The organism is Caballeronia sp. LP006 (genome assembly GCF_031450995.1).
Taxonomy (GTDB): domain Bacteria; phylum Pseudomonadota; class Gammaproteobacteria; order Burkholderiales; family Burkholderiaceae; genus Caballeronia.
Window position 1 is genome coordinate 174,594 of sequence record NZ_JARTVW010000006.1, and the last position, 26,263, is coordinate 200,856.

The 26,263-nt window shown below is 57.6% G+C and carries 20 protein-coding genes and 6 pseudogenes; 5 read left to right on the forward strand and 21 right to left on the reverse strand.

The features are described 5' to 3' along the window. The first annotated feature begins 297 nt into the window (after window positions 1-297). The 3 genes from P9250_RS31325 (at window position 298) to P9250_RS32680 (ending at window position 2,450) form a co-directional block, all read left to right on the forward strand. Window positions 298-1,341: an amidohydrolase family protein gene (locus P9250_RS31325; protein ID WP_310397231.1), complete on the forward strand. Its 1,044-nt coding sequence runs from the start codon at window positions 298-300 to the stop codon at window positions 1,339-1,341. Between the two features lie 83 nt (window positions 1,342-1,424). Beyond that, window positions 1,425-2,081, forward strand: a complete 657-nt coding sequence (locus P9250_RS31330) for a TetR/AcrR family transcriptional regulator (protein WP_310397654.1) — start codon at window positions 1,425-1,427, stop codon at window positions 2,079-2,081. A gap of 123 nt (window positions 2,082-2,204) precedes the next feature. Further along, window positions 2,205-2,450 carry a DUF4148 domain-containing protein gene (locus P9250_RS32680; RefSeq protein WP_409014995.1) on the forward strand — a complete coding sequence of 82 codons (246 nt, stop codon included), beginning with the start codon at window positions 2,205-2,207 and terminating at the stop codon, window positions 2,448-2,450. Between the two features lie 616 nt (window positions 2,451-3,066). Here the strand turns inward: P9250_RS32680 and P9250_RS31335 are convergent. From P9250_RS31335 to P9250_RS31350, 4 genes and pseudogenes are all read right to left on the reverse strand, one after another. Next, a pseudogene (locus tag P9250_RS31335) lies at window positions 3,067-3,574 on the reverse strand (NAD(P)(+) transhydrogenase (Re/Si-specific) subunit beta); the annotation flags it as partial. Between the two features lie 93 nt (window positions 3,575-3,667). Further along, window positions 3,668-4,435: an IS21-like element helper ATPase IstB gene (istB, locus tag P9250_RS31340; RefSeq protein WP_309807758.1), complete on the reverse strand. Its 768-nt coding sequence runs from the start codon at window positions 4,433-4,435 to the stop codon at window positions 3,668-3,670. 12 nt (window positions 4,436-4,447) lie between these two features. Then, window positions 4,448-5,971, reverse strand: coding sequence for an IS21 family transposase (gene istA, locus P9250_RS31345; RefSeq protein ID WP_310397235.1), 1,524 nt, complete (start codon window positions 5,969-5,971; stop codon window positions 4,448-4,450). 168 nt (window positions 5,972-6,139) lie between these two features. After that, a pseudogene (locus P9250_RS31350) lies at window positions 6,140-6,526 on the reverse strand (NAD(P)(+) transhydrogenase (Re/Si-specific) subunit beta); the annotation flags it as partial. Window positions 6,527-6,731: 205 nt separating this feature from the next. Here P9250_RS31350 and istA (P9250_RS31355) point away from each other — a divergent pair. Then, window positions 6,732-7,768, forward strand: a pseudogene (gene istA, locus P9250_RS31355) (IS21 family transposase). A gap of 135 nt (window positions 7,769-7,903) precedes the next feature. Here the strand turns inward: istA (P9250_RS31355) and P9250_RS31360 are convergent. From P9250_RS31360 to P9250_RS31410, 11 genes and pseudogenes are all read right to left on the reverse strand, one after another. Further along, window positions 7,904-8,035: pseudogene (locus tag P9250_RS31360) on the reverse strand (IS66 family insertion sequence element accessory protein TnpB); the annotation flags it as partial. A gap of 116 nt (window positions 8,036-8,151) precedes the next feature. Beyond that, a complete protein-coding gene (locus P9250_RS31365) occupies window positions 8,152-9,405 on the reverse strand; it encodes an MFS transporter (protein ID WP_310397238.1) in 1,254 nt (417 codons plus the stop codon). A gap of 122 nt (window positions 9,406-9,527) precedes the next feature. Then, a complete protein-coding gene (locus P9250_RS31370; protein ID WP_310397241.1) occupies window positions 9,528-10,829 on the reverse strand; it encodes an NAD(P)/FAD-dependent oxidoreductase in 1,302 nt (433 codons plus the stop codon). Between the two features lie 12 nt (window positions 10,830-10,841). After that, window positions 10,842-11,039 carry a hypothetical protein gene (locus tag P9250_RS31375; RefSeq protein WP_310397244.1) on the reverse strand — a complete coding sequence of 66 codons (198 nt, stop codon included), beginning with the start codon at window positions 11,037-11,039 and terminating at the stop codon, window positions 10,842-10,844. 434 nt (window positions 11,040-11,473) lie between these two features. Then, window positions 11,474-12,484: a glutamate cyclase domain-containing protein gene (locus P9250_RS31380; RefSeq protein WP_310397247.1), complete on the reverse strand. Its 1,011-nt coding sequence runs from the start codon at window positions 12,482-12,484 to the stop codon at window positions 11,474-11,476. 2 nt (window positions 12,485-12,486) lie between these two features. Continuing rightward, complete coding sequence (locus tag P9250_RS31385) at window positions 12,487-13,794, reverse strand: aminotransferase class I/II-fold pyridoxal phosphate-dependent enzyme (protein ID WP_310397250.1); 1,308 nt, start codon at window positions 13,792-13,794, stop codon at window positions 12,487-12,489. 41 nt (window positions 13,795-13,835) lie between these two features. Next, complete coding sequence (locus P9250_RS31390; protein ID WP_310397252.1) at window positions 13,836-14,831, reverse strand: glutamate cyclase domain-containing protein; 996 nt, start codon at window positions 14,829-14,831, stop codon at window positions 13,836-13,838. Window positions 14,832-14,842: 11 nt separating this feature from the next. Next, on the reverse strand, window positions 14,843-16,162 hold the full coding sequence (locus P9250_RS31395; protein ID WP_310397255.1) for an MFS transporter: 1,320 nt from the start codon (window positions 16,160-16,162) through the stop codon (window positions 14,843-14,845). A 73-nt stretch (window positions 16,163-16,235) separates the two neighbouring features. Further along, complete coding sequence (locus P9250_RS31400; RefSeq protein ID WP_310397258.1) at window positions 16,236-17,714, reverse strand: aldehyde dehydrogenase family protein; 1,479 nt, start codon at window positions 17,712-17,714, stop codon at window positions 16,236-16,238. Window positions 17,715-17,761: 47 nt separating this feature from the next. After that, window positions 17,762-18,199, reverse strand: a complete 438-nt coding sequence (locus P9250_RS31405) for an NAD-binding protein (protein ID WP_310397656.1) — start codon at window positions 18,197-18,199, stop codon at window positions 17,762-17,764. Then, a pseudogene (locus P9250_RS31410) lies at window positions 18,182-18,661 on the reverse strand (NAD(P)-dependent oxidoreductase); the annotation flags it as partial. The gene P9250_RS31405 and the pseudogene P9250_RS31410, both read right to left, overlap by 18 nt. A 191-nt stretch (window positions 18,662-18,852) precedes the next feature. Here P9250_RS31410 and P9250_RS31415 point away from each other — a divergent pair. Then, window positions 18,853-19,755, forward strand: coding sequence for a LysR family transcriptional regulator (locus tag P9250_RS31415; protein ID WP_310397261.1), 903 nt, complete (start codon window positions 18,853-18,855; stop codon window positions 19,753-19,755). 206 nt (window positions 19,756-19,961) lie between these two features. On the opposite strand, the gene P9250_RS31420 is transcribed toward P9250_RS31415, so the two are convergent. From P9250_RS31420 to P9250_RS32685, 6 genes and pseudogenes are all read right to left on the reverse strand, one after another. Beyond that, a complete protein-coding gene (locus P9250_RS31420; protein WP_310397264.1) occupies window positions 19,962-21,137 on the reverse strand; it encodes an aminotransferase class V-fold PLP-dependent enzyme in 1,176 nt (391 codons plus the stop codon). Window positions 21,138-21,233: 96 nt separating this feature from the next. Further along, complete coding sequence (locus P9250_RS31425; RefSeq protein ID WP_310397267.1) at window positions 21,234-21,983, reverse strand: amino acid ABC transporter ATP-binding protein; 750 nt, start codon at window positions 21,981-21,983, stop codon at window positions 21,234-21,236. 28 nt (window positions 21,984-22,011) lie between these two features. After that, the gene (locus P9250_RS31430; RefSeq protein WP_310397270.1) at window positions 22,012-22,737 is read right to left on the reverse strand and encodes an amino acid ABC transporter permease; all 726 of its coding nucleotides are present in this window, start codon (window positions 22,735-22,737) and stop codon (window positions 22,012-22,014) included. A 26-nt stretch (window positions 22,738-22,763) separates the two neighbouring features. Beyond that, window positions 22,764-23,471, reverse strand: coding sequence for an amino acid ABC transporter permease (locus tag P9250_RS31435; RefSeq protein ID WP_310397274.1), 708 nt, complete (start codon window positions 23,469-23,471; stop codon window positions 22,764-22,766). 50 nt (window positions 23,472-23,521) lie between these two features. Then, window positions 23,522-24,412 carry an amino acid ABC transporter substrate-binding protein gene (locus P9250_RS31440; protein WP_310397276.1) on the reverse strand — a complete coding sequence of 297 codons (891 nt, stop codon included), beginning with the start codon at window positions 24,410-24,412 and terminating at the stop codon, window positions 23,522-23,524. A gap of 873 nt (window positions 24,413-25,285) precedes the next feature. After that, a pseudogene (locus P9250_RS32685) lies at window positions 25,286-25,719 on the reverse strand (fumarylacetoacetate hydrolase family protein). Window positions 25,720-26,263 lie beyond the last annotated feature (544 nt).

The window sequence follows — 26,263 nt, forward strand, 5'->3', positions numbered from 1 at the left end:
TGTAAGGGTTTATCCGCTGAAGTTCCGCCTTCAGTTTCGCATTGGTTATGGTTTAATGTTACCGAACCGATAGTTACGCAGTTTCCCCAAGGCGTCCTTGATAGGAGCGCACAGGGAAGTAGGACAGCGGGGTGTTACGACGCCTGATCGCTCAACGCATCTGGGTCGCATCAGCGTCCGTGAGTCGCGCCATGTGAAGCTGGTCGCTGCTTCTTGTCAGCTTGCGTCGTTCCGTATGCTGGGACTACGGCTGTCTTGACGCGATACGCTGAGAGCGCTTTATAACTTGGAGGGACAATGAATACGTCGAACAACAATCGAGATCAAGACGAAGGAAATTTCGCCGCCGGTGGTGCTGTGGACTTTGCCAAGCCTTGGAAGGTCGCATTTGAGGAGCACTTCCTCACGCCAAACTTCAGCGATTTGCCCTCCGGCATCACCGCTTCTGGCGTTCCGAAGGTGTATCGAGCCCTCCTTGAAACGGGAGATGGCCGGATAGAACTGATGGATCAGGCGAAGATTCAGTACGCGATCCTCTCGCTCAATTCGCCTGGCCTGCAGGCGGAAGTAGACGGCACGATTAGCCACGATAAGGCACAGCGGGTAAACGACGAACTGCGGCGGATCATCGACGCGCACCCTTCTCGACTTGGTGGCTTTGCTGCCTTGCCGACCCAAGACCCCAAAGCATCAGCGGGAGAACTTGAGAGGACAGTGAAAACGCTAGGTTTCCATGGCGCTCTAATCAACAGTTTCTCCAACGTGGGAGACGCTGATTCGGTACGTTATCTGGATGATCCGTCCTATGACGTCCTCTGGGAGCGTGCGGAAGCGCTGGGCGCCCCTATCTATCTTCATCCACGTAATCCGCTGCCGAGCCAGCAGGGGATGTTCGCTGGACATCCTGAACTTTTGGCTGCGACATGGGCTTTTTTGGTTGAATGTTCGACCCATGCGCTGCGGATGATCACGAGCGGAGTTTTCGACCGCTTCCCGAACCTGACAATCTGTCTTGGTCATCTAGGTGAGGCTTTGCCCGCGTATCAATGGCGGATCACGAAGACCTACTCGCAGAAAGTGCCCCACAGCAAACTGAAGAAGGCCATCGTGGGATACCTGCGGTCAAACTTTGTCTACACAACCTCAGGCTTCTTCGACACCAAGGCAATGATGAACGTAGTGGATATCGTCGGTATCGAGCAGGTTTGCTTCTCGTCCGATCATCCGTGGATGAACATGACTGACGGGGGCGAATGGTTCGACAACGCATCGATTACCGAGCGTGAGCGTTTGCAGATTGGTCGCGACAATGCGATCAAGCTTTTTGGCTTGCCTTTGTGATCGATGGGCTGCCCTGGTCTCGTCGCGAACGAAAAAAGGGCAGCTCCGCCTTACAATTCATCTTTCCCTATGAGACGACGAAAATGATTGGCAATGAAGCTGTAGTGCCTGCGAAGCTTGACAAGGCTACGCGCAACGCGGACCGTACGCGCAGTCTGATTCTGGAAGCAGCCACGCAAGAGTTTGCCGAACTTGGTCTCGCCGGAGCACGGGTGGAGAAGATCGCCGAAAAGGCGGGCACGAACAAACGCATGCTGTATTACTACTTCAACAGCAAAGACGAGTTGTTCATTGCTGTCATGGAACGGGCTTATTTTTCGATCCGCGAGGCCGAAAAAGAGCTTCATATGCATGATCAAACGCCTATCGAAGCAATCCGCAGCTTGGTAAGCTTCACCTGGAACTACTTCTTGGAGCATCCGGAATTTATGGGGCTGCTTAACACCGAAAACGCACACGGTGGAGTACACGTCAAGAACTCCGAGTCGACGGCATTGAATATGCCGCTCATCGACATGATCGGCGAGGTTCTTCATCGTGGGCAGCAAGAAAGCATTTTTCGCGCCGGTGTAGATCCGGTTCAGCTTTACATCTCGATCGCTTCGCTGACCTACTTTTATCTTTCGAATAAGCACACGCTAAGCACAATTTTTTCGCGCGATCTCATGAGTTCGAAGGCAAAAGTAGAGCGTCTGCATCATATGCTAGACGTCATTCTCGGGTACCTCGTTATAAATTAATCAGGCGATGGTCGTTTCTGCAGCTTGTGCAAAGGAGGTTTACACTGAAGCAGTGAATCGCGCGGCAGGAGTGTATGGCAAGAGTAGATTGCACAACCTCCCAACTGTCCTCGGAGAAAAACCATGCGTTGTTTTACCAAATTCGGCGTGCTTATACTAGCCCTGCCACTCGCGCATACGGCGTTCGCCCAAGCGACATCGTCTGGCCTCACCCGCGCCCAAGTCAAGGCGCAACTCATGCAAGCCGAAAATAGCAACTATGACCCTACCGTCAACCATATTTACTATCCCCGTGGCAAGATTAAACGCGCGGTTCCTGGCACAACGCAGCCTGATTCGCCCCGTACTCAATCAACACCGGTTAAGTAACGGCTTTGCTTCCTTCATAGATATTCATTAGGCGATCAGTCAACACCGTTGCACGAGCCATTGCATTCTCGGCACTTGCATACCGAGCGGCACTACTCGCCACGATGCGGATCGAGTCTTGTACGGTTCGTGCTACCAAAAAATATCGGTCGGAATCTATCTCATGACACGCAACAATTTCAGCAAACGCGTCCAAGAGCTAGGGGCCGAGATCGCTCGGCTAACGGGAACTGAGTTATCGGTTTGGTTCACGGAAATCATTTAAATCACCAGACAATCGGCGAAGTTGTCTTTAGAGTGGGGCTACGGCACAACTCAAGCATACTGTCAGTGTAAGCAATTAACGCTATGGTTAACACTAAGAGCCCGTATTTCGCCCGAGCTAATGATAAAGGAGCTGTTCGCGGCCAGGAAATAGATTCCAAGACGCTGAACCATGCCGCTCAGAAGCTCTCCCAATCGAAATTTTCGAATGGAACGTATTTATCCATCCAATCGTGCGGCGAGTGCGGATGTAGAACTCGAGGCCGATCAACGGCAGTCTTGAAAATCCTCTTGTCCGCCGTAGCTTCCTTATAAATATGGCCATCAGAATCCAGCGCTGTATCCCGAGAATTCATGCGTCGACCGCCTTCATCATTTCCTCGACCACTTTCTTGGCGTCGCCGAACACCATCATGGTCTTGTCCATGTAGAACAGTTCGTTGTCGAGCCCGGCGTAGCCGGCTGCCATCGATCGCTTGTTCACGATAATCGTGCGCGCCTTGTAAGCCTCCAGAATCGGCATCCCCGCGATCGGCGACTTCGGATCGGTCTTCGCGGAAGGGTTCACCACATCGTTCGCTCCGAGCACGAGCACCACGTCCGTTTGGCCAAACTCGCTGTTGATGTCCTCCATCTCGTGCACCATCTCGTAGGGCACTTCAGCTTCCGCCAGCAGCACGTTCATATGCCCCGGCATGCGCCCCGCGACCGGGTGAATCGCGTAGCGCACCTCGATGCCCTTCTCCACAAGCTTGTCGGTCAGTTCCTTCAGCGCGTGCTGCGCGCGCTACGGCCAGGCCATAACCCGGCACGATCACTACGCTCTCCGCGTTGCCGAGCATGAATGCGGCATCATCAGCGTGCGTATTTCGGCGAACGTGACCGCCGATTTCGGGAACGTGACCGATTCGGCAAGGTCGGGCGTTGCGCGGTTTCGATTGTAGATTTCCTCGCTAGTTTTGGTCGAGTTCTGGTTCGAGCCCGCCGGGTTTCGGAGATGGTTTTCTGAGAGATTCGCCCGTCAGTTTGATGCGGTGATGTCGCTGCATAAGGCGATCTAGCATTGCGTCGGCGATCGTCTCGTCGCCTATCCAGCCATGCCAGTGTTCGATTGGTAGCTGGCTGGTCACGATCGTGGCTTTGCCGGCAGATCGGTCGTCAATCATCTCGAGCAAATCGTTTCGGACCATCGCGTCGAGCGGAGCCATTCCCCAATCGTCCAACAGGAGAACATCAACGCGAGCAACCTGCAGCAGCCATTTGGTGAAGCCACCGTTGCCGTGGAGGACGCGCAGTTCCTCGCCGAGACGCGGAACGCGCAGGTACAACGCGGAGTGCCCGCGTCGGCAGGCATACTGCGCGAGGGCGCAAGCGAGCCATGATTTACCTGCGCCGGTTGGGCCGCTAATGAGCAGGCTGTATCCAGATTCGACCCAGTCGCCGAGAGCCAGGCTTGTGAGCGAACGCGGGTCCACGCCTCGACCAGCGCGGGTGTCGAGATCTTCGATGGCGGCCTGCGGATACTTCAGGCGTGCTTGCTTGAGCAGTCGGGTGCGGCGACGATCATCGCGCCAACTTGCTTCCCGGTCGACCAGCAACGACAGGCGCTCCTCGAAGCTCAGAGCCGCAGTGCCGGGCTGGGTCAACTGCTCTTCCAATCCGTCAGCGAACCCATCCAACTTCAGGGTGCGTAGTTGCGTCAAGGTTTGGTGCATCATCATGGCGGGTTCTCTTTATTGGTAGTAGCTGGGGCCACGGACATGCGCGTGACTCGGACTGACCCATTCGACAGGCGTGGTCGCTGCCGCGCGGTCGCGGTTGTTGATGAGGATGTCGCGCACGTGGCGGTAACGATGTACACCCAATTCGAGCGCCAACGCGCACGCCGCTTCGAGACGGTCGCGACCATAGCGACGTGAGAGCGAGAGCAAGCCAAGGCACGCCCGATAGCCGTGCTCGGGATGGCGTTGTTCCTGCAGAAGCCGCGCGACGAGCGCGCCGGTGGCGCCGCCAATCTGCTGACCCCAGTGGATAAGCCGCTGCGGAGTCCATTCGAGATGGGCGCGGTGTGCCGCCGGCATGTGCTCGACGGCGGTGGTGTAGCCTCCTACGCGATCATTGCGAGCATGGCTGGCCACACGGCGACCGCGATGCAACAACTCGACAGCGCCCGCAGTGATGCGCGCATCGAGCTTGAGTCCGACAAGCGCGTGCGGGACGCTGTAGCGATGTTTATCGATCTCGATGTGGTAGTCGATGTGGACCGTCACTGCCTTGAACCGCGCGAGCTCATACGGCTGCACCGGCAGTGGCTGTAGGGCCGGCGCGTCTAATTCGGTGAACGCGCTGGCGCGGCATCCAGGCAGCTTCTGAAACGGGCGCTCGTTCAAGTTCTTCAGTAGCGGGCGGATCGCGTCGTCCACCGACTGGACCGACTCAAACTGGCGATGACGCAGGCGCGCCATGATCCAACGTTCGACCACCTGAACCGCCACTTCAACCTTCGGCTTATCCTGCGGGCGATAAACGCGTGCAGGTAGAAATGAGGTGCCGTAGTGACGCGCGAAGTCCAGCACGGTGTCGCCGGCGCGAGGCTCATAGCGATCGGGATCGGCGATCATCGCGCGCGGGTTGTCCGGCACGATCAGTTGGGGAACGCCGCCGTAGAAGGTCAGCGCGCGGGCGATACCACTCAGCCAGTCCTCCATCGTCTCGGCCGGCGTGGCGCATGCGAATGTATAGCTCGATGCGCCCATGGCGGCCACGAAGATGTGCGCGCGGCGCCCTGTGGTCAACGGCAACGTGGGACCGGCGAAGTCGACGAATAGCTTCTCGCCAGCACGGTGGATCTGCCGCATCGAGCGCTTCAGCCGTTTCGCGAACGCCTTATAGTGCTCGCAGAACTGCGTGTAACGGTAAGTCTTCCGATTCGCGAACTCCGCCTGATATTCCTCCCACAACAACGTCAGCGTCACGCCCTTGCGGCGCAGCTCTTGATGAATGCGACCGTAGTCGGGCTGTGCATAGGCTGCGGGTCCGGTGGGCTTGCCAAGAAGCCGTCGCTCGAGCTCGCCTTCGTCCATATCACAGGCGATCGCCCAATCCAGCCCGGCGGCACCCGCCAGTCCGACGTACTTCGTGACCACGCCCTTGGAAATGCCCAGCGACGCGGCGATTCGATCATGCGAGAAGCCGCCGTCGAACTTAAGTCGTAAAACATCCTTGATCATGCGCATGTTCATCCGGTGCGCGGGCATGCTCTCTCCGGCAAAAGCCGGCGAGCATAGCTCGCGTGGTTGATGTCATGCGCAACGCCAGTCCTGCCGTCCGGTTCGTTCGGTCACATTCCCGAAACGGCCGGTCACGTTGCCGAAATCGCCGGTCACGATCCCGAAACGGCCGGTCACCTTCGTCCGAAATACGCAATCAGCAGAGCCGGATTTGACCGGGCGCTGTTCCTGCGTACCGCCTGCCGACGCACCGCCCGCCTCGCCCCCAAACCCGCCCAGAATCACGTTGAAGAACGAGCGCTTCATCGCACGGCACATGATGTACGACAGAATCGCGCCCGACGAACCCACCAGTGAGCCGGCGATGATCAGCATCGGATTGTTCAGCGAGAAGCCGATGCCTGCTGCCGCCCAGCCCGAGTACGAGTTGAGCATCGACACGACCACCTGTCAACGTCGGACCTAGTTTCCCCAAATGAGGAGTATCTATCCGACGCTGACACCACCGGCATGTCCGCGCCCCCCGATCGGAATGATGATCAGCACACCCAGCGCAAACGCGATCGCCGTCATGACCACAAACAGCTGTCAACGTCGGGCGCAATTCCCTCAGAAGGGGTGCTTCTGCACTCGCCCTTCGGGCTCCTTCCGACGCAGCCGATACCTGGCAATTGGCACCTCCGCCAGTCGTCTGTCAGCGTCGGATAGATACTTTCCCGCGCGAAGTAAAGCTGAGCCACCTTTCAATACAGTCGGTCTTTTGGTCTTTTGCGCGCAGAGGCCGGCGATGCTCCAGAAGGAACAGTGGATGCAAATCCATGTGCTCAAAGCTCAGGGCGTAGGCGAACGCGAGATCGCACGTCGCCTGGGCATTTCACGCAACCCGGTGACGCGGTATTTGTCGGCAGAAGAGGTGCCGCGCTATAAGCAGCGAGCTCCCCGGGCTACCAAGCTTGATGCGTTCGAGACGTATGTCGTCGAGCGCATGCGAGCCGCCGCGCCTGAGACGATCGCAGCGCCTGCCCTGCTTCGAGAGTTACGTGCGCTGGGCTACGACGGGCAGTTGCGCAGTCTTCAGGCGCTGATGAAGCTTCACAAGACGGTGGCGAAGTCCGACCCTGTCGTGCGGTTCGAGACCGATCCGGGGCGCCAGATGCAATGTGACTTCGTTGTGTTCCGCCGAGGCGCGCAGCCTCTCTACGCCTTCACGGCGACGCTCGGGTTCAGCCGCTGGCGTTGGGCGCGTTTCACCACGAATGAGAGGGCCGAGACCCTGGTCGCGTGTCACCACGCGTTGTTCGATGCGTTGGGCGGTGTGCCGCGCGAGATCCTGTACGACAACGCCAAGACCATCGTGGTTCAGCGTGATGCCTACCGCGCGGGTCAGCATCGGTGGCACGCTTGACTTCTCGACTTGGCCAGGCGGTACAACTTCATGCCCAGCTTGTGCCAACCGCATCGACCTAGAACAAAGGGCAAGGTTGAACGATTCCACCGATATCTGCGAGGCAACTTCTATGTGCCGCTAACGAGTCAGCTCAAGCAGTCGGAGCTTATGCTCGACGTCGACACCGCCACGCAGAAGTTGGCAAAATGGCTGCGAGACGTTGCCAACCAGCGCGTTCATCCGGTGACAGGCTTTGCGCCCGCAGTTTGGCTGGAGCAGAGGAGCAGAGCGAGCGTCCGTACTTGCAGGACTTGGTTGGCTTTAGCGGAGTGCAGAGGGTTGCGCTTCCCGTTACGCGAGCCCAGGTTGATTCCTCGATGTCGAAACAGCACCCGCCGTCGGTCTATCAGCAACTGCTCACCGAGGTGCGCGCATGAGCTTGCAACAAGAACAATCGATACGCCGTCGACCACCATTGGCTCCGGCTCCCGGGAATTGTGCAGGATTTGCGGCTGATACCGTACGATCCATCGGCGCAGCTGATTCGGATTCACGTCGTGATCCATTGCCGCACGAGCGATCGATACGCCAGGCCTTAGACACAGAGCGACAAGTTCCCGAACGGCATCCTCGTTGAATTCGCGATGTCCGCCCCGCTTCTGGCCAACGACCAGTCTGCTGCGAAGGTCTTGATTTTCGTTCATAAGGTCTGAGTGCTTGTGTCCACGCGGACACTTAGGTTCAGACCTTCAGCCACTCATTGGAAGGACGTTGTTCCTCGACCGCTTACGAATAATCTGGCCTTGCCTGATTTTGAGCATCAGGCCTGGTTGCGTTCCGCCGGTCGGGCAAACATCAATGCGATGGCGGAGACCGCAAGTGCGCCCATTACATACAGTGAGATGAATAACGTCGAGTTGAAGCGCGCATAAAGGGTCGATATCACCAACGGCGCGAACCCGCCTCCCAGCACACCTGCAAAGGTGTATGCGAGAGAGGAACCCGCGAATCTCACACGAGCATCAAATTGCTCAGTTACAAGCGCTGCCTGGACGCCATACATGGCAGCATGTGCGGTCATCCCGAGCACCACAGCAATCGCAATCAATGAAGCATCGCGAGTATTGAAGAGCGTGAACACCGCGAACGACGCGAGGACTCCAGCCGCAATTCCCGCAAAATAGAGGGGCCGTCTGCCAAATCTATCGGACAGCGCTCCGAAGGCCGGAATCAGGAAAAGCTGCGCGGTGGCACCTGAGAGAACGCCAGCAAGTGCAATCGACCTCGGTAGCTTGAGAACTTGAGACACGTAGGTCAGGCTGAATGTAGCAACTACGGCGTACAAGACATCACTACCTATGCGTACACCGCCTGCTACCAGTAAGCTTCTGAGATGCAATCTGAACACTTCTCGAATGGGACTACTTGAGCGCCTCGTTTTCTTTAACGAGCCGGTGGTCGATGCCGGTTCCGCGACAGCTCGTCGAATCCACATTCCGACGAACACTAACAGCACGCTGAGAACAAACGGGATGCGCCAACCCCAGATCGCGAATTCCTCCGAGGTCAATATGGTGGTTACGAGCCACAGCGTCGCGGTCGCGAGCAATGTTCCTGCAGCAGGGCCTGTCTGAGCAAACGAGGCGTTGAATCCCCGCTTCGATGCGCTCCCACTTTCTGAGGACAGAAGCACAGCTGCGGCCCAATCACCTCCAAGCGCCATGCCCTGAAAAAAACGAAGCGCAACCAGCAACAACGGCGCAGCCACCCCAATGGTGTCGTACGTCGGAAGCAGTCCAATAACCAGACTGGACACGCCCATCATCAGCAGAGTCACCAGCAAGACTGCTTTGCGCCCATATTTGTTGCCGGCCCACCCGAAGACAACCCCTCCAATCGGACGGGAGATGTATCCAACCGCGTAGGTCGAAAACGCTAGGATGGTTCCAACAAGCGGGTCGAATTGCGGAAAGAAAAGCCGATTGAACACGAGCGCAGCCATCGCGTTGTACAGCGTGAAGTCATACCACTCGAGCGTCGCGCCAGCCATACTTGCGATGGCAACCTTTACCATCGAGTCTCCGCTGCGAGCAGTCGAAGCTTGGAGCGAGCTCTCGGCTGCTCGAGGGTGTGCGTTCTTCGTGCTTTCCATTCTGTTACTAGCAAACTGAGTGTGAATTGATTGGCACGCTGCCTTCAGTGAAGCTTGACTCGTGGACTCGCTACGCGGCGCAGCGAATGTGCAAGGAGCGCGATGGCCGTATGGCGTAGCCCGGACACTGCTGCCAAGTGCTTCCGATACAGCGCGGCGTACATTACCTTCGCGACTAGACCTTGGACAAAGATGCTCCTGCTCGTAGCTCGGTTCGACAAGCTTCCGACCGCAGTGGATGAACCTAGCGAGATGAGCGACCCGTGGTCCCTATACGCGAAGACCCCCATCGGGCGTCCGCGGATGCGAGCTGTCAACGCTTTGAAAAGAAAGACCGCTTGTTGATGGGCGGCTTGAGCACGCGGCGGCACCATACGGTCATCGGTCCAAGCGCAGCTTGCGCAATCACCCAGTGCGAAGATATCGCCATCAGCGACGCTTTGAAGGGTTTGGGTAACCTTCACTTGATTGATTCTGTTGACCGTAATCCCATCGAGTGACGAAAGAACGTCGGGCGCCTTGATGCCAGCTGCCCAAATCGTGACGTCCGCGGCAATTGAACGACCACTCTTTGTTTTGACAAAGTTTGCTGCAACGTTGTCGACAGGATCCGCGACGGAAACCACGACGCTCATCCGCTCAAGGAGGCTTTGCGTGGCATTTGAAACCTTGTCACTCAGCGCGGGAAGGATACGGCCGCCGGCCTCGAGTAGCGTGATGCGCATCTGGTGCTGCTTTTCGCCGGACAACAATCCGAACTGCCGAAACGTGTCTTCCATTCGACGCAGTTCGGCTGCGAGTTCAACTCCCGTTGCACCGCCGCCGATGATTGCAATGTCGACCGCTTGGTCGCTACTGCCCTGGTTGAACGCACGCTTTCTGAGACAGGCTTGGAGCAAGCGCTTGCGGAGTAACTCGGCCTGCTCGAGTGTATCAAGCGTTATTGCATTTTTCTGAGCCCCGTTAACTCCGAAGAAGTGCGTACGACTTCCAAGAGCTAAGACGAGTGTGTCGTACTGGAGTGTCCTCGCAGGGATAATCTCGACGCCGTCATTGTCGTAGACCGGCGCGACAGAAACTTCTTTATTGGCTCGGCTCAGACCGGTCATCTCACCCTGAACGAAGCCGAAGTGATGCCAATGTGCATGCGCTGCAAACGTAATCTGGTGGGTATTAGTATCGAGGCTGCCAGCAGCAACTTCGTGCAGCAAGGGCTTCCAGACATGCGTCGGCCATCTGTCAACGAGTGTGACCTGCGCACGGTTGCCTGCGCCCAAGCGGTCCCCAAGGCGCGTTGCCAGTTCCAGTCCGCCGGCCCCGCCACCGACGATTACGATGCGATGCATTTCGACCTCGTCTCAGTTGTAACCAAGAATAGCTGCGAACGAGACGTCGGCTCGGTCGGCAGCATTGCTGGCGAGTAAAGACATTGGGGCAGTCAGCAACGTCGCATATGCCGAGAGCGCTACCACTTTCTGTGCAGCGGCATCGGAACCGTGCTTCGGGCCGCGCGGCTCTGCGTTGGCGTGTGCGGAGATGGCTTGATACGTATTCATTTGCATGCCTTCAGAAGTTCGTTGAGAGAGGTTTGTGTATCAATGCCTCGCTCGTACTGATGTCACGGCAGAGGCATGAGAGAAATGTACGAAACCAAAATAAGGAAAAAAAGACGACACATTCTGACTGCATAGGAAACAATAAATTTCCTTTCAAACTGCGTTTTAGGGAGTAGTAGAGCGGAACAGCATGGTATTCACGGCAAGCTGTAGCGTGCGAGAGGGGATGGGCGAATGCGCCCGGAAACAACGGCGGTTGTGGGTCACAGACCCGATGGCCTATGAAATGCAAGGGGCCGCCGTCCAGCATGCTGTGCATGCTTGGCCGGGCAGCTTGTCGCTATCGGAGGGATGAGGGGTGGAGGCAGTGACCCCACTCGGCTTCGGCGTCCAGCGCAGCAAAATGCTGCGCCGGAACCGGCGCTCATGGAGCGTTACTTGAATGCAGGTGCAATGATGGTGGAGATGAGCTGCACGACGGCGTAGTGAGTAGCCTCCGGGATGCCATCGACGTTCCCGTCGATGACATTGGCAACCGAGTTGATAAGACCAACATCGACTCCACGACGCAGCAATGCAACCTCCAGTTGCGGCGTGTGGGCGAGCGACGCTCTGCCCATCCGAGCGGCAAATGCGCCAGCGATGGCATAGCATCCCCAATTCGAGCATGCGGCGGTAACCAGAACATCGGTCCCCGTGACCGCACCGATGCCAGCACTGCCGTCAGGTCGTTTGTCGCCAAACTTCACATATTCCTGCACCGCCTCTGCGACTACGCCCATCCCGATTTCGTTACCGCCGTCACCGACAGCCACTGTCGGCACGTTTTGCGCGATAGCTTCGTCGAACAGGAAGTCGATGCGTGCGCGGCCCATACCGTAGTCGATGCCGCGCATGCTGCAGTAGATACCATCGACGTTGCGGCCAACGCGTTCGGTCGAGAAGAAAAGTGCGGGCTTGTACTTCTCGAGGAGCGACTTCGAAACATCTTTGGCGCCCCCCTCGTCGAGCGGAAACGGTTCGACGCAGACAACGGCCAAGCATCCGTCGTCGCGCGCAATTTTGGCTTGCTCGTACGGCAGCACGGTGAGACCAGCTGTCGTCAAGATGGCCGAAGTAGTTTCAATCAGCGTTTCTTCGACGAACGTAATGCAAAGCGCCTTCTTTGCCAACGACAGCGCACGAACAACGGCCGCAAGACCAGCAGGACCGTCGTTTTCGCCAATAGTGGGGGAAATCCACGCGCGCGACACCGAACCTGTCGTCACAAAGACGTTGGCTTTCTCGGGGATGGCGGCGAGTGCGTCGGCGGCAGCCCCGACCAACGGACCGCCTTGACGCTCTCGCGCCGCGGCGTAGATTTGCTCGACGCCACGGCCGCCCAGGTCGAGAGAAACAAGCGCGTCGAGACGCTCGTCAATTGCAGAGAATTTTGAGTCCGCCATGTTCACTTTCCTACAACGAGACGCGCGATTGCATCGCGGTCGTGGATGATTGCGGCAACTTTCTCGAGCGACTTCTCCACGGCCGAGACTACGGCGTCGAAGCCGCCTGTTCGTCCGAGCGCGTCGAGCGTCGGCTTCAGACGCAGGGACACGCGGGCACCCGGCTGACCATGGGTGTTCACCGTCAAAATGCCGTGGTCTTCGAGAAGAACCATGCCGAGTGCCGATGTAGCCTCACACGGCACGACGACTGGTGTGTCGTTCTCGCGGCCTGCCATCTTCAAAAGGACAGTCAACACTGCGTCTTCGTCCACCATCGGCCCGAGGTCGCTTCGCTTCACCAGGTCCTTACCCATTTTCAGCTCGAGTGCATCGGCGAGCTTCTGTCCGGCGGCCGACTCTTCTCGCAAGTCGCGGGGCTGGTATTTCTGCAAGGACCGCAGCACCGCTGCTGCGATAGGTGCGCGTGCCTCCATGCCGAACTCAGCGCCCTTGGCCGCCGCTGCCGTGACGAATTCGGGACGCCCAACGAGGACACCCGCACGAGGACCAGACAAGCCGGCCTTGTCGCAGTTGGTCACGGAAACATCAGCGCCGAGCTGAAGGCTCAACGCGCCACCGTGTAGGACTGTTCTCAGGCGCGCTCCGTATGCTTCATCTAGGAAGACAATTGCGCCGAGAGCGTGTGCGTATTGGGCAACTTCTCGAGCCACATGGTCTTCGAGCCGCTCAAGGCTGCTCGTGACTGTTGTTATGACAACAAGTGCAGGCCGAGCAGAATCGATAGCCTTGCGCCAGTCCTTATCACCCTGAACTTCTTGGACTGGAACACCGGCGATTTTCGAACCGCGGACAACGGATGCGTGCGAGCGACCACCCGGGGGAACCACGGAAACGACAGGCTTGTCGCCTGCCAATGCAGCGATAGTCGCGATGATGCCCGCGCTTGTCCGGTTGAACACCGCTACCGCGTCATCGGTCTTACCACCCATATGGCCGATGGCAACCTGGCGCAATTCCTCGGCGCACAGGCCCGGGCCCACCCACTCTTCACACAGCGTCGCGATATCTTCAGCCCCAATTGGGAAATCGCGTTGATTTCCCGTGAACACACCAATCGACTCCGCACCCAGCATCTTCACGCGCTTGGCGGCAACAGCCTGCCCGTGACGAAGCCTCAGGGCCTCATCAATACTTGAGCGAATAATCGAGCCTCTCGCAAACCCCACCGTCGGGTCAATCGCGTTTCCGAAGCTATCGACCTTCGCGCCAGCAGCTTGAGCTTTCTTTCCTTCCGCAACGCTACTCATTCAAACCACCTCTTCAAAATTTGGCTTCAAGACTTGGTCGCTTACAGCGCAACCGTAACGATGCTTCGGAGCATCTCGACGAATGCCGTATGTCCTTCCCAGTTGATTCCGTCCACTGCTACTTCTGCGCGTGACGTTGCTCCGTCTCGAGCTCCAGCAGCGACGGTCGCCTCAATCATTCGATGCTCGAGGCTAGGCGTGTGCAGCACGCTGAGGTTGTTCTCTCTTGCAGCAACGGCAGCAGCGATTCCGTGGGCGCCCCAGTTTGATACCGACGCGCTTACGACAACATCGGTCGCGGTGACGGTAATCACGCCAGACGCATGTCCAGCGAGCGACTTGGCGCCAAGCGGATGGACTGCCGCGATTTTGTCGCGAATCGCTCCGAATCCGACTTCGTTTCCGCCATCGCCGATGCCAACGGTGAGTACGCCGCGTTTGCGAGCAAGGTCGGCAAGCAGATAGACGTGACCGACGTCCTCGGGATTGCGGCAGTCGCCACGAACGCCGTGGAAGAAGCCTTCTTTATTAGGACCATCGCGCTCGACGAATACGACTGCAGCAGGTCTGTACTCGCTCATTAGCTCTTCAGCCTTCTCGTGACCTTCCTTAAGACCAAGATTGAAGGAGACGGTCGACAATGCGCCTTCGCGACCCAAGTCATCGTTGATAACGGCGGCGACTGCGCGAACGGGCGCGGCATGAGCTTCTTCCGTAACGAGCACCACGCGCACGCCATAGGCGACCACGAGTGCTCGCGCCAGAGACGCGGCTCCGACCGGCCCATCCGTCTCCCCGAATGGGAGCTTGGGAGCCACGCCGGCACCGGTTGCGATGAAGACCGTATCGCCCTTTGACAATGCCTCGGCCAACCGGCGAGCGGCTAGGGAACTGAGTGGCTCACCGTGATGGGCGCGACATACCTGATACACGGGTACAACAAAGCCCGCAGGTACACCACCCGTAAGCGGCCTCATTTCAACAGTCATCAGTCGGTCGATGCGCTCGCCGGTAATTTGTTCATTTGCTGGTGTCATGGCGAATCCAATCAACGGTCGATAGGTTCGCGGTACGTCTCCTTCACGAGGAGCACGCAGACAAGCGAGATGATTGCTGCCACGACGACGTACCAAGACACGGACATCGAATTGCCGCTTCGTGCGACCAACCAGGCGGCAATCATCGGCGTCGGAGCGCTGGAGATGATGCCGGAGAGCTGGTATGCGGTCGACGAGCCGCTGAAGCGATAGCGCGTCGGATACTGTTCCGCATAAATCACGCCGTGCAAGGAGCCGGTCGAAGCGTGACCAATTCCGAGACCGAGCGACAGCGCAATCGTGATGAGTACGGGATTGCCAGTGTCGAGGAGCGAGAAGAGCGGGAAGGCGTAGACCGCAAAGAAGATAGCGCCGAAGCCATACACCACACGGCGACCGACCTTGTCCGACAACCAGCCAAAGACCGGCTGCATGAAAAGGTCAACCGCAGCCGCGACGAGCAGACCCGTCGAGGCAACGCTGCGAGGCAGATGCAGCGTGTTGGTGATGTAAGTCAGTGCGTAGACTGTAATCAGAAAGTAGCCGACGTTCGCTACTGTCTGGAAAAAGACCATGATGAGAGTCTTCTTCTTCTCGTTCTGCCAAACCTCAAGCAGCGGAGCATTCGATACGTTGCCAGCAGCTTTTGCTTTTTCGAAGTTCGGTGGCTCGCTCACTTGAAGGCGGATATACATGCCGACGAACAGAAGGGCCAAGCTGAAGATGAATGGCAGACGCCAGCCCCAGGCGAAAAACTGCTCATCCGGTAACGCGGAGACAAGTGCGAATGCGCCAGTTGACACTAGCAAGCCGGCGGGCACGCCCATCTGCATCGTCGCGCCGAATAGGCCGCGCCTTCCATCCGGCGCATGTTCGACCGACATCAGCGCTGCGCCACCCCACTCACCACCGAGCGCGAAGCCCTGAACGACTCGCAGCAGGATAAGCAGTCCAGGACTCCAGTAACCAATGGAGTTGTACGAGGGCAGAAAGCCAATCGCTGCTGTACAGAGGCCCATCACGAGCAAGGTAAAAACAAGCATCTGCTTGCGGCCCATGCGGTCACCGAAGTGACCAATAACCATGCCGCCAAGCGGTCGCAGGATAAAAGCGACAGCGAAGGACGCCATCGACGCGAGCGTTGCCAACTCCGGCGTCAACTCGTTGAAAAACACTTTCGGAAACACCAGTGCTGCTGCGGTACCGTACAGAAAGTAGTCGTACCATTCCACCGTGGTCCCAATGAACGAGCTCAGCGCGGCGCGAGCGGGCGAACCGTGCGCTTCGTGTGTGGTCTCTTCGTTGGAAGCTGTGACTTGCTGCGTGCTCATAGTTCCTCCTACCCGTATGCGACGACTCGTCGGCCCGGTCGAACGCCGGGCCAACTTTTACTGCTACTTGCGTTTAGACGTTGATAGTCACGCTCTTACGCGCCGTATAAGCCTCAAGCGCACCTTCGATGGAGTACTCAGCGCCGATGCCACTCTGCTTGGCACCGCCGTACGACATACCCGGAATCTGACCGCCAGCACGGTTGACCTGGAGCCAGCCGGCGTCGATTTGCTCGGTGGCCTTCAGTGCCTTAGTGATGTCATTCGTGAACACGTAAGCCGCGAGACCATAAACAGTGTCGTTCGCCCACTGAATCACTTCCTGTTCGTCCGACCATGGAATGGCGACCAGGACCGGACCGAACACTTCCTCGCGACACACGCGCCAGCTGTTATCGACGCCAGCGAAGATGACCGGCTCGGGGAAGAAGCCTTTGGCGTCTTCGAGCGCCGGCGGCACCGAACCGGTGAGCACTTGCGCGCCGGAATCGATGGCTTCCTTGATGAAGTCACGAACAGCGGTGTAGCGCTCTTCGTTGATGATTGCGCCGATGTCGTTCGATTCGTCGAGCGAGTCGCCCGTCTTCAGTTCTTTGACCTTGGCCACAACCTTGGGCATCACGACATCCCAGACATCCTTATGGACGAAGAGGCGCGAGCCTGCCGTGCACGATTGCCCCTGACGGGCGAAGCGCATTGCGTTGATGATGCCCGTGACCGTAGCGTCGATGTATTCGGGCGTTGCTGCATCCGGATAAACGATGCAAGGGCTCTTGCCGCCCAGTTCCAGCGTCGAACGACCGATACGGTCAGCAACAGCGTGCGCGACGAGCTTGCCGACTTCGAGTGACCCCGTGAACGACACCTTCGCGACATCAGCGTTTTGCGACAATGCCGCGCCTGCTTCAATACCGGTGCCAGTCACGAGATTGAACACGCCAGCCGGGAACAGGCCTGTTGCGAGTTCCGCAATCTTGATAACGGCGAGCGGCGCATCTTCTGCAGGCTTAAGCACGAGCGTGTTGCCGGTGCCGAGAGCCATACCGATTTTTACTGCAGCCAGAACGACCGGCGAGTTCCACGGAATGATTGCACCGACAACGCCCAGCGGCTCACGCGTCGAATAGCTGAAGAGGCCCGGACCGAGCGGGAGGGTCTCGCCCTTCTGCTCAGCGACGACACCACCGTAATAGCGCAGCACTTCTGCGGCACCCAGAACTTCCGGACGGCTTTGCGTGCGCAGTGCATTGCCGCTTTCAGCTGCCAGCACGCGTGCGATTTCTTCAGCGTTCGCCGTAACGCGATTGCCCAGTTCCGTCAGCAGCGCACCACGTGCGCGCGAGGCCATACGGCGCCACGTCGGGAATGCTGCCTTCGCGGCGGCGACGGCAGCTGCCACGTCATCCGCGTCGCTCCCACCAATCGTAGCCAGCTTTTCACGGCGCGAAGGGTTTTCGATGTCGAGCGTCTTGCCCTTTGCCGGGGTACGCCATTCGTTGTTGACGAGCAGACCGGTGATGCCGGCTTGCGGCAGTACAACCTCTGCATTCATAGTTTCGGTACGGGAATTCACAATATCTTCCTTAAATCGAGGGCGAATTACTGCGCAGCGGGCAGGCTCAAACGAACACCGAGCAGCTCTTCGTACAGTTCGTTGACGCTGGTCGAGTCCTTGTCGCCCAAGCCTTTGGCACGAGCTGCGTTGTAGGTCTGCAGAACCAGCTGACCGAGGGGCATCGAATAGTTCGAGAATTCATCGAGGCACAGCTTGATGTCCTTGTGCATGAGGTTGATGGCAAAGTTGCCAGGGCGCTCTTGCGTGAACAGGGTCTTCGGCAGGTAGTCGAGCATCTTGCTGCCAGCCAGGCCGGCGGTCAGCACGTCGCAGAGCACGTCGAGCTTCGCACCAGCCTTGACGCTTGCGGTCAACACTTCGCCCAGGGCAACCGTGTTGATAGCGGTCAACAGGTTATGGCTGAGCTTGGTGAGTTGGCCCGCGCCGACGTCGCCGCAGTGGACAACGCGGCCTGCCAGCACGTCGAAAACCGACTTCAAGTCAGCCAGGGTCTTTTCCGCACCACCGACCATCAGAACGAGCTTGCCGTTCTCGGCACCAGCGACGCCGCCGCTCACCGGCGAGTCAACGAACTCGACCTTTTTCTCTGCCGCTGCGGCGGCGATTTCTTTTGTCGTTGCCGGGTCAACGGTGCTGAAGTCGACGATGATTGCGCCTTCGGATGCGGTCTTGAGAACGCCATCGTTTCCGGTCACTGCGTCGCGCAGCGTCTTCGGGCTCGGCAAGCTCAACAGGATTCGCTCCGCATCCTTCGCAGCGTCAGCCGGACTGGTCGTCGCGATGGCACCCTTGGCTGCGAGCGCGTCCATTGCAGCTTGGCTCGGGTCATAGACGCGGACCTGGTGACCTGCCGCTACCAGGCGCGCGGCCATGCGACTACCCATGCGACCAATACCGATAAATGCAACCTTCATTTGAACTTCCTCCGACGAATTCCGTTGAGTTGAGCCAGCACTTCTCTTAAGTGACTGTTATTTAAGGTTTTTCCCGAGTCAATCGGCTCGGCTAGTGCCAGTGACTTGACTATAAGAAGCCAAATTAAGAAAAAAAAGACGACACTTTTTGACGGTATGCGTAAGTTTTGATTAACATACGCTTGTGGGAGGACATTCCAATGCTGAATTTGAGCCGTTTGCGGTTGCTGCATGAGCTTTCTGTTCTGGGGACGATTTCGGCCGTCGCAGACGCAGTTCACTTGACGCGTCCGGCGGTGTCGCAGCAGCTTGCCCAGTTGGAAGACGAGCTTGAGACTGTGCTCATCGAGCGGTCCGGCCGAGGCGTCCAGCTGACGCCGGCGGGCAGGCGCTTGGTGGCGAGAGCGACCGACTTGTTTCAGATGGTCGAAGAAATCGAGGCTGAAGTCGCGGCCGCCAACGTCGAGGTGAGCGGCGAAGTCCGCATGTCGGCATTTGGCTCCTTGGCCAGCAGCGTCGTGCCGCTCGCTGTCCAGTATTTGCTGGAACAGCATCCGCAGTTGAACGTCATCTTCACGGAGTTGGAGCCGTCTGAAGGGCTTCGAGCGGCGGCGGCTAAGCAAACTGACCTTGCCATCGTTGATGACCTGGTGAGCGCAGAAGCGCTGGCGAACGTGCTTGAATTCCGCCCTCTGTGCGTGGACCACTTTGACGCGGTGGTATCGTCGAGCCACAAACTTGCAGGCCGGAAATCAATTCATCTCTCGGACTTGGCTCACGAGCGCTGGGCGCTGAATCAGTCAGCCGCCACTTATCACACGTTCTTGCTGAATGCCTGTTATGCCGGAGGATTCACACCAAAGGTCACGACCAGCAGTAGAAATATGGCAGTTACGCTTGAAATGGTGAGAACGGGCGGCGCCGTCGCTGTTCTGCCGCGACTCGCACTGCGGCACGCAGAAAAGGACCCTGACTTTTCGGTTCTTCCTATCGACCCCGTGCTCAATCGTCGTGTATTCGTTGCATTGTCTAAAGGGACTGCGAAGCGGCCTGCCGTGGCAGCTGTGCTGGACGCGCTAGTAGACTGCGCTAGAAGGCTCTGAGAGACCGCTCCCTTGGGCAACACAGCTGCCTCTGCAAGAAGACTCTTTCTTGATATTGGAAGAAGCTCGACTACTGTCGAAGAACTTCTTTTATAACTTTAGCGAGTCGCGCTTATATATCGTCTGCGCGCCGATACCGAGAGTCTCATCACATTGAGCCCCTCGAATGAACCGGCATCACCGCCCGCTACACAGCGGGCGGCGTCTTAGTCGAGCTGCATGGTGATTGCCGACAGTTCTTCTTTCTGCCCTGCGCGAATAACCGAGATGAGACGCTCGACATCCTCAACGCTATTGAACATTCCCAGCGATACGCGGATGCCTCCGCGCTCCGGAGAGACACGAACGTCATTGCGTGCGAAGAAATCCGCCCACTCAGTAACAGGCAGGTTTAGAACGTAGATGTGGTTTCGCTTCCCACGCTCGCGCGGCCCAACGACAGTAATACCAAGTTGGTCCAGCTTCCTAAGCAAAAGGTCGCCAAGCTCGTTGACGTGTCCATAAATTGCATTCACGCCGACGCTCTCGATGAGCTTGATGGCGGCATCGAGGGCGTGCAGGTCAGGCAAATTGACGTTGCCGAATTCGAAGCGCTGTGCGTCCCGACGCACCGCCAGGTCCTTTGGTCGCGCAATGTAGTCCGCAGGTGGGTTAAGCATACTCGACATCGCCAGGTAGGCCGGGCGGAGTTCATCGAGACCGTTCGCCACGTAGAGCACTCCAAGCCCTTGCGGCACCAGCAGTCCCTTGTGGGTACCAGCAGCCAGCACAGAGATGTGGAGCGCCTTCACATCAATCGGAATCACACCGACTGACTGCATGGCGTCGATGATTAGGTAGATACCTCTGCCCTTGCAAAGCGAGCCGATGTCCGCAAGGTCATGCACCTGCCCAGCGTGGAAGCTCACGTGCGAGAGTGTGATGACCTTGGTCCGGCCGTCAATGTACGGTTCGAACGTTTTCGCCGTTGCGACCTCGTTGTCTTTTAAGGGCGCGAATCGAATTTCTACGCCCTTGCGCTTTAGATTCAACCAGGCATAGGCGTTGTTGGGATGGTCTCCTTCGATGAGCACGACGTTGTCGCCCGCTTCGAGTGGCACCGCATTGGCCGCGATATTCAGACCTTCGGAGGTATTCTTGGTGAATGCAATCTCGGCCGGCGACGTATTGAACAACCGCGCAACGCTTGCGCGCGTGTCTTCGACTCGACGAACCCACACTGGCTTCGGACCAGCCGTCTCGTAGCCTTCAGTCAAGAATGAAACGAGAGCGTCTCGCACTGGTCCTGACAAAGGCGTTTGATGACTAGAATCTAGGTAGAGCTGGCGCTTGGTCACGGGAAACAGGTCACGGATTGACGCCAGCTTTTCTCTGGGAATCATTGCGTATCTCAATCAAGGTAGCTTCACAGGCACACGCCGGCACGTCTATCCGCTCCGTCGAATAAGGGAGAGATGCACTTCCGGCAAAATTCACGCTTACGCGTGCGACAGGACTTGGCCAAGAAAATCACGCACGCGCGGGTGCGCGCTGTCCCCAAAGAACTCGGCAGGCGTGACGTCCGCGAGAATCTGGCCGCCATCCACGAAGATGATTCTGTCGGCAACACGACGAGCGAATGACATCTCGTGCGTCACGCAGAGCATCGTCATCCCCTCAGCCGCCAGCGTAACCATCGTGTCCAGGACCTCTTTCACCATTTCGGGGTCGAGCGCGGAGGTAGGTTCGTCGAACAACATCACATTCGGGCGCATGCAGAGCGCTCGAGCAATTGCGACGCGCTGCTGCTGTCCGCCGGACAACTGAGGCGGGTACTTTTCTGCCTGGCTCGAGACTCGTACCTTGTCGAGGAGCTGCATCGCCAGCATTTGAGCTGCCTTCGAGTCAACACCATGGACTTTCATTGGCGCCAGCATGCAGTTCTTGAGTACGGTGTAGTGCGGAAAAAGGTTGAAGCTTTGAAAGACCATGCCGACATGCCGCCGCACCTCAGCTGCGCTATACGCTTGGGCCGACTTCAAATCGCGCACAACGACTTCTCCCTCATCTATATCCTCCAGCCCGTTAATACATCGGATGAGAGTGGATTTGCCGGAGCCGGACGGTCCGCAGATGACGACCTTCTCGCCGGCGTTGACCGTCAAATTGATGCCATTCAGAACCGTGTGCCGCCCAAAGCGCTTGACAACGGACTTGAGCTCGACGATGGGGGTAGTGGATGAATTCATGAGTTTGCCTTCACAATCAAATGGGTCGTCAATTTGCTGCTGTCACCGCGACAGGTGCGGCCACGCGCACCGTTTGTTTGAGCTGTCGACGCTTCCTGAGGTGGTCGGCCAACTCAGCAAATCCTGAGCACACGATGAAGTAGACAATCGCGGCGAAGGTGTAGAGCTCGACTAGCTTCCCGTCTCGCTGGGCAATCTTTGCTGCGGCGCCCATGAAGTCGGTGAGCGACAGAACGTAGACCAGTGACGTGTCTTGAAAAAGAATGATGGCCTGCGTCACCATGATGGGCACCACAGCCTTCAGAGCCTGGGGAACAATGACCAGCGAATACGACTGCCACACCGAGAAGCCGAGAGCTTTGGCTCCCTCAAACTGTCCTCTCGGAACGGACAGCAGGCCGGACCGAATGATTTCGCAGAAGTAGGCAGCCTCGAACAGCGTGTACGTGACGAACGCCGTTAGCTGCGGACTGATTGACACTGACATGCCGTCCGGTGAAAACTTCCTGAGCAATAGCGGAACAAGGAAGAAGAACCAGAAGAGCACCATGATGAGCGGTATCGACCGCATCACCGTCACGTAGGCCCAGACAATGCGGTCAAGCACCGGAATGCGAAGGTGCCGGACGATAGCAAGCGCCGTCCCGATGACGAGGCCGCCGACGAATGCCACTACCGTGAGCTTGAGTGTGTACACCATGCCCTCGCCGAGGAACGGCAGAGCTCTTTCAATTGCAGGGAAGTCGAACGTCATTGCAGTCACCACTTAACTTGTCAGCATCAAGATTTCGACACCGTCGCGTGCCTGCTGGTTACGCCAACGGCGCCCCAATAGATAAGCAGCGACAGCACAAAATAAGTCAGCGTCACGACTCCGAACGCTTCAAACGTTCGGAACGTAAATTCGTTCATCTGCTGAGCCTGTGCGGTCAGGTCGAGCAAACCAATCGTCATCGCGACCGACGTGTTCTTCAGCAATGCAAGCGCTTCGCTGGTCAACGATGGGGCCATCGTCCGAAGCGCTTGAGGGATAAGTACGCAGGTATATTGGTTCCACGATGACAAACCGAGAGCGTGTCCCGCTTCACGCTGCCCTTTCGGGAGCGATTGGATGCCGGCTCGAACCTGCTCCGCGACGCGTGCTCCTGTATATAAGCCGATTGCTATCAAAGCAGGTACGAAGCTCGCCCAGGGCGGAGCCATGCTTTTGAGTGCATTGCCCAGCGACGCCGGCACTATCTCTGGGAACACGAAGTACCAGAGGAAGGCTTGCAAAAGCAGTGGGATGTTTCGGAATACCTGGACATAAGTGCGGCTCAGTCCTCGGACGATGCCATTGTTCACAGTCCTTCCGCAGCCAACCAGAACGCCGAAGAACGATGCAATGAGCGCAGCGCCGAACCAGAGCACCACTGTCCACATCAGCCCCGAGAGGAGCCAGTTGATGTAATGGTTGCCATCGACTGTGGTTTCGAACAGCAAGTTCATGGCTTGATGCCTCCATGAGGGGGCGCCACACCGGCGCCCCGGGGCTTAACTTATGAAGGCACCTTGTCGCTCGGATTCTTCACGCGTTCCTTCAAGTCATTGCTCATCGGGAAATCGAGCTTGATGCCGCGGGGAGGAATCGCATCGACGAACCATTTCTTGTAGATTTGGTTGAATTCGCCCGAGGCCATCAGCGACTTGAGTGTTTCATCGACCACCTTTTTGAATGCAGGGTCGTCCTTTGCAATCATCAACCCGTACGCGAGCGAGTTATAGGACTCGGGGAGAAAGGCGAACCCTGCAGGATTAGACGCGTCCGCCTTCTTGGCTGCGAGCAGGATGTCGTCTTCGATGAACGCGGCGGCACGGCCATTGTCGAGGGTAAGCATCGACTCGCCATGGTCGTGGGCCGGGATGAACTTCAGGTCAAGACCGTTCTTTTCGCTAATTTCCTTCGCGAACTGGAGGGCGTTCGAGCCCTGCGTGTACACGACCGTTTTGCCTTTCAGGTCTGCCGCGGTCTTGATACCAGAATCTGCCTTCACGAGCCATTTCGTGTGGCTGATGAACGTTGCGACGGAGAAGCCGACTTGCTTCTGGCGCTCGATGCTGTTGGCAGTGCTCGCGCATTCGATGTCGACGTTGCCATTGTTCACCAGAGCAATGCGGTTGGCCGACGTCACGGGAACGTCCGTGACCTTCAGGTTGGGCACCGATTGCTTCAGCTTGTCCACTACTTTCATGCACAGGTCGACAGAATAGCCGACATATTTCTGGTTCTGGTCGAGATACGAAAATGGCACAGACGCGTCACGCACGCCCAGCCGAATCTCTCCGGTACTTTTGATTTTGGTCAGCGTGTCAGCAGCCTGAGCTTGATGACTGAACAAGAAGCCGACGGACACGAAAAGCGCCGCACGTGAGAGGAAGCGATACAGCATGTTCTAACTCCTTAATCGAACTGCTTGCAAGGGTCTGGTCTCCCGGTGACCGGGTGCGTTTGCGCCGGTGACGAAGCGCGCAGGAAAAATGTAGACACGCAAAAATAATTAGAAAAGACGACTCTTTCTTTCCAAATAGGAAAGTTAATCTAACTATAGGAGTGTCTGTTCGCGCTGAATGAGGCAGACGTGGGGGGCCGTCGCGTGTCGAAGTAAAGAAGATCGAGCCATGCGCCGAAGCGATTTGGATGAACGAAAATTCGAGACCGTCGGATAGCGCTGCTTACTAGAACAGCTATGCGGTAGCGGATTGACCTGACGAGTGGCGAGTGGGGTCCGTCAGGACTTTCGTGTGTGAGGCAGCCGCAATGGAGACGGAGCCGTGATGCCACGGTACCCGAGACGTCCACACTTGAACTGCCGTCGACCCCTAAAGCCTCAATCGACCAATCGACTTTTCATCCGATGACGCCAGGGTTCGACCGACGACCTGTCCGGAGCATTAAAGAAGGCACTTATCAAGCGCGGTCTGGCCGCACAACTCGGTCAGCACCTAGGCTCCGAGCCCCGGGCTGAGAAACCAGCGGCGGCCATAAGTCAGCGCAACGAACACACGCCCAGAATGTCCTGACTTCAGACGCCCCGCTGCTTTGAAGACGCACGAGACCGCAATTCAACGTGAATGGGTATTTCCGATTAGCGGTCAGCGCGACCGTTGCAGGCTCGATCTCAACGACGAAGCGAAAGGGGCCGCCCTCCAGACCCGCCACAGGGAAACAAGTGCTCTGGCTAGGTTCGTCAAATGGTCGATCCGCTCGGTGCAAGCCTGTGGCGCGCGCGTTCGTAGATCGCAAGGTCATCCCCATCGATGATCTAAGCTGCGGCTTGCTGCATAGCACGAACCCTCAATTCCATTGAACCGATATCGTTGATGATGCCCTTGAGGCGGTCGCCGCCCGCGAGTTTCGACACGCTTGCAGATGTGCCTGTTGTGTTCAGTGTGCCCGGCTTAAGCGTTGTCACCGTCGACAGGGAGCCAATCAGTTCGCGTACACCGTTGATCATGTCCGCCGTGTGCGCTCGTATCACCGCCCGGCCGCTTTGCTGCACGTCGATGTGTAGACCCTGGGCTCGCTAATCTCGTCACGTGTGACGAACCACGGACCTGCGCCGCAGAACCTATCGAAGCCCTTGCGGATGTTACGCGTGAAATGGTGCCGGCCCCACGGGTCGCGCAGATTGATGTGGCAGCACATCGTGCAACCGTACACGTGGTCGAGCGCATCGTCAGCATTCATCCTTCGCATGCTTCCGATTACCACACATAGCTCACACGCGAAAGCCACAAGCGTGACAATTCTTAGCAGTATTCCATCAACGATGACTCGCTACATGCACATTGCCGCCGCGCTGGCGACCTGCAGAGCAATTCGGCACCACTTCGTTAGGGCGGTCGTCCACCTTGCGGTGTTTATCAGCCATGGGCTAGTGACCAAGATTCATTTGCTTAAGCTGTGCTGTCGATGTATCGCGAATTCCCGGCATCAACTTCGCACGCGCAGCCGTCGGTATCGGGCTTGATTATTTTTAATCCAGGAGTCGGTCCCAAGACCGTGACAGCGATCATCGCGGCAGTACAAGTTTCGGAGACTTCGAAAACGGCCGCCACGCTTCGCTAGGTCTTGTGCCACAAACACTAGCATGCAGAGCGAACGGGAGCGGGACAGCGCCTCGAAGTTGTAAAAGCACTCCCCAATCTACGATGTCTGATGTCTTCCAAGGCTCCGTATCGATTGCCCGTACCCCCGATTTTTCCTCTGTTGGAAGGTACCCGCCTATCTCGGACTGAGG

Bases quoted from the DNA above. Each gene is read 5' to 3' on its own strand.
- P9250_RS32680 (WP_409014995.1), top strand. From the start codon at position 2,205: ATGCGTTGTTTTACCAAATTCGGCGTGCTTATACTAGCCCTGCCACTC.
- P9250_RS31420 (WP_310397264.1), bottom strand. From the start codon at position 21,137: ATGATTCCCAGAGAAAAGCTGGCGTCAATCCGTGACCTGTTTCCCGTG.
- P9250_RS31390 (WP_310397252.1), bottom strand. From the start codon at position 14,831: ATGACACCAGCAAATGAACAAATTACCGGCGAGCGCATCGACCGACTG.
- istB (WP_309807758.1), bottom strand. From the start codon at position 4,435: ATGATGATGCACCAAACCTTGACGCAACTACGCACCCTGAAGTTGGAT.
- P9250_RS31380 (WP_310397247.1), bottom strand. From the start codon at position 12,484: ATGGCGGACTCAAAATTCTCTGCAATTGACGAGCGTCTCGACGCGCTT.
- P9250_RS31385 (WP_310397250.1), bottom strand. From the start codon at position 13,794: ATGAGTAGCGTTGCGGAAGGAAAGAAAGCTCAAGCTGCTGGCGCGAAG.
- P9250_RS31370 (WP_310397241.1), bottom strand. From the start codon at position 10,829: ATGCATCGCATCGTAATCGTCGGTGGCGGGGCCGGCGGACTGGAACTG.
- P9250_RS31325 (WP_310397231.1), top strand. From the start codon at position 298: ATGAATACGTCGAACAACAATCGAGATCAAGACGAAGGAAATTTCGCC.
- P9250_RS31430 (WP_310397270.1), bottom strand. From the start codon at position 22,737: ATGACGTTCGACTTCCCTGCAATTGAAAGAGCTCTGCCGTTCCTCGGC.
- P9250_RS31395 (WP_310397255.1), bottom strand. From the start codon at position 16,162: ATGAGCACGCAGCAAGTCACAGCTTCCAACGAAGAGACCACACACGAA.
- P9250_RS31400 (WP_310397258.1), bottom strand. From the start codon at position 17,714: ATGAATGCAGAGGTTGTACTGCCGCAAGCCGGCATCACCGGTCTGCTC.
- P9250_RS31425 (WP_310397267.1), bottom strand. From the start codon at position 21,983: ATGAATTCATCCACTACCCCCATCGTCGAGCTCAAGTCCGTTGTCAAG.
- P9250_RS31365 (WP_310397238.1), bottom strand. From the start codon at position 9,405: ATGGTAAAGGTTGCCATCGCAAGTATGGCTGGCGCGACGCTCGAGTGG.
- istA (WP_310397235.1), bottom strand. From the start codon at position 5,971: ATGCCCGCGCACCGGATGAACATGCGCATGATCAAGGATGTTTTACGA.
- P9250_RS31330 (WP_310397654.1), top strand. From the start codon at position 1,425: ATGATTGGCAATGAAGCTGTAGTGCCTGCGAAGCTTGACAAGGCTACG.
- P9250_RS31435 (WP_310397274.1), bottom strand. From the start codon at position 23,471: ATGAACTTGCTGTTCGAAACCACAGTCGATGGCAACCATTACATCAAC.
- P9250_RS31415 (WP_310397261.1), top strand. From the start codon at position 18,853: ATGCTGAATTTGAGCCGTTTGCGGTTGCTGCATGAGCTTTCTGTTCTG.
- P9250_RS31375 (WP_310397244.1), bottom strand. From the start codon at position 11,039: ATGAATACGTATCAAGCCATCTCCGCACACGCCAACGCAGAGCCGCGC.
- P9250_RS31440 (WP_310397276.1), bottom strand. From the start codon at position 24,412: ATGCTGTATCGCTTCCTCTCACGTGCGGCGCTTTTCGTGTCCGTCGGC.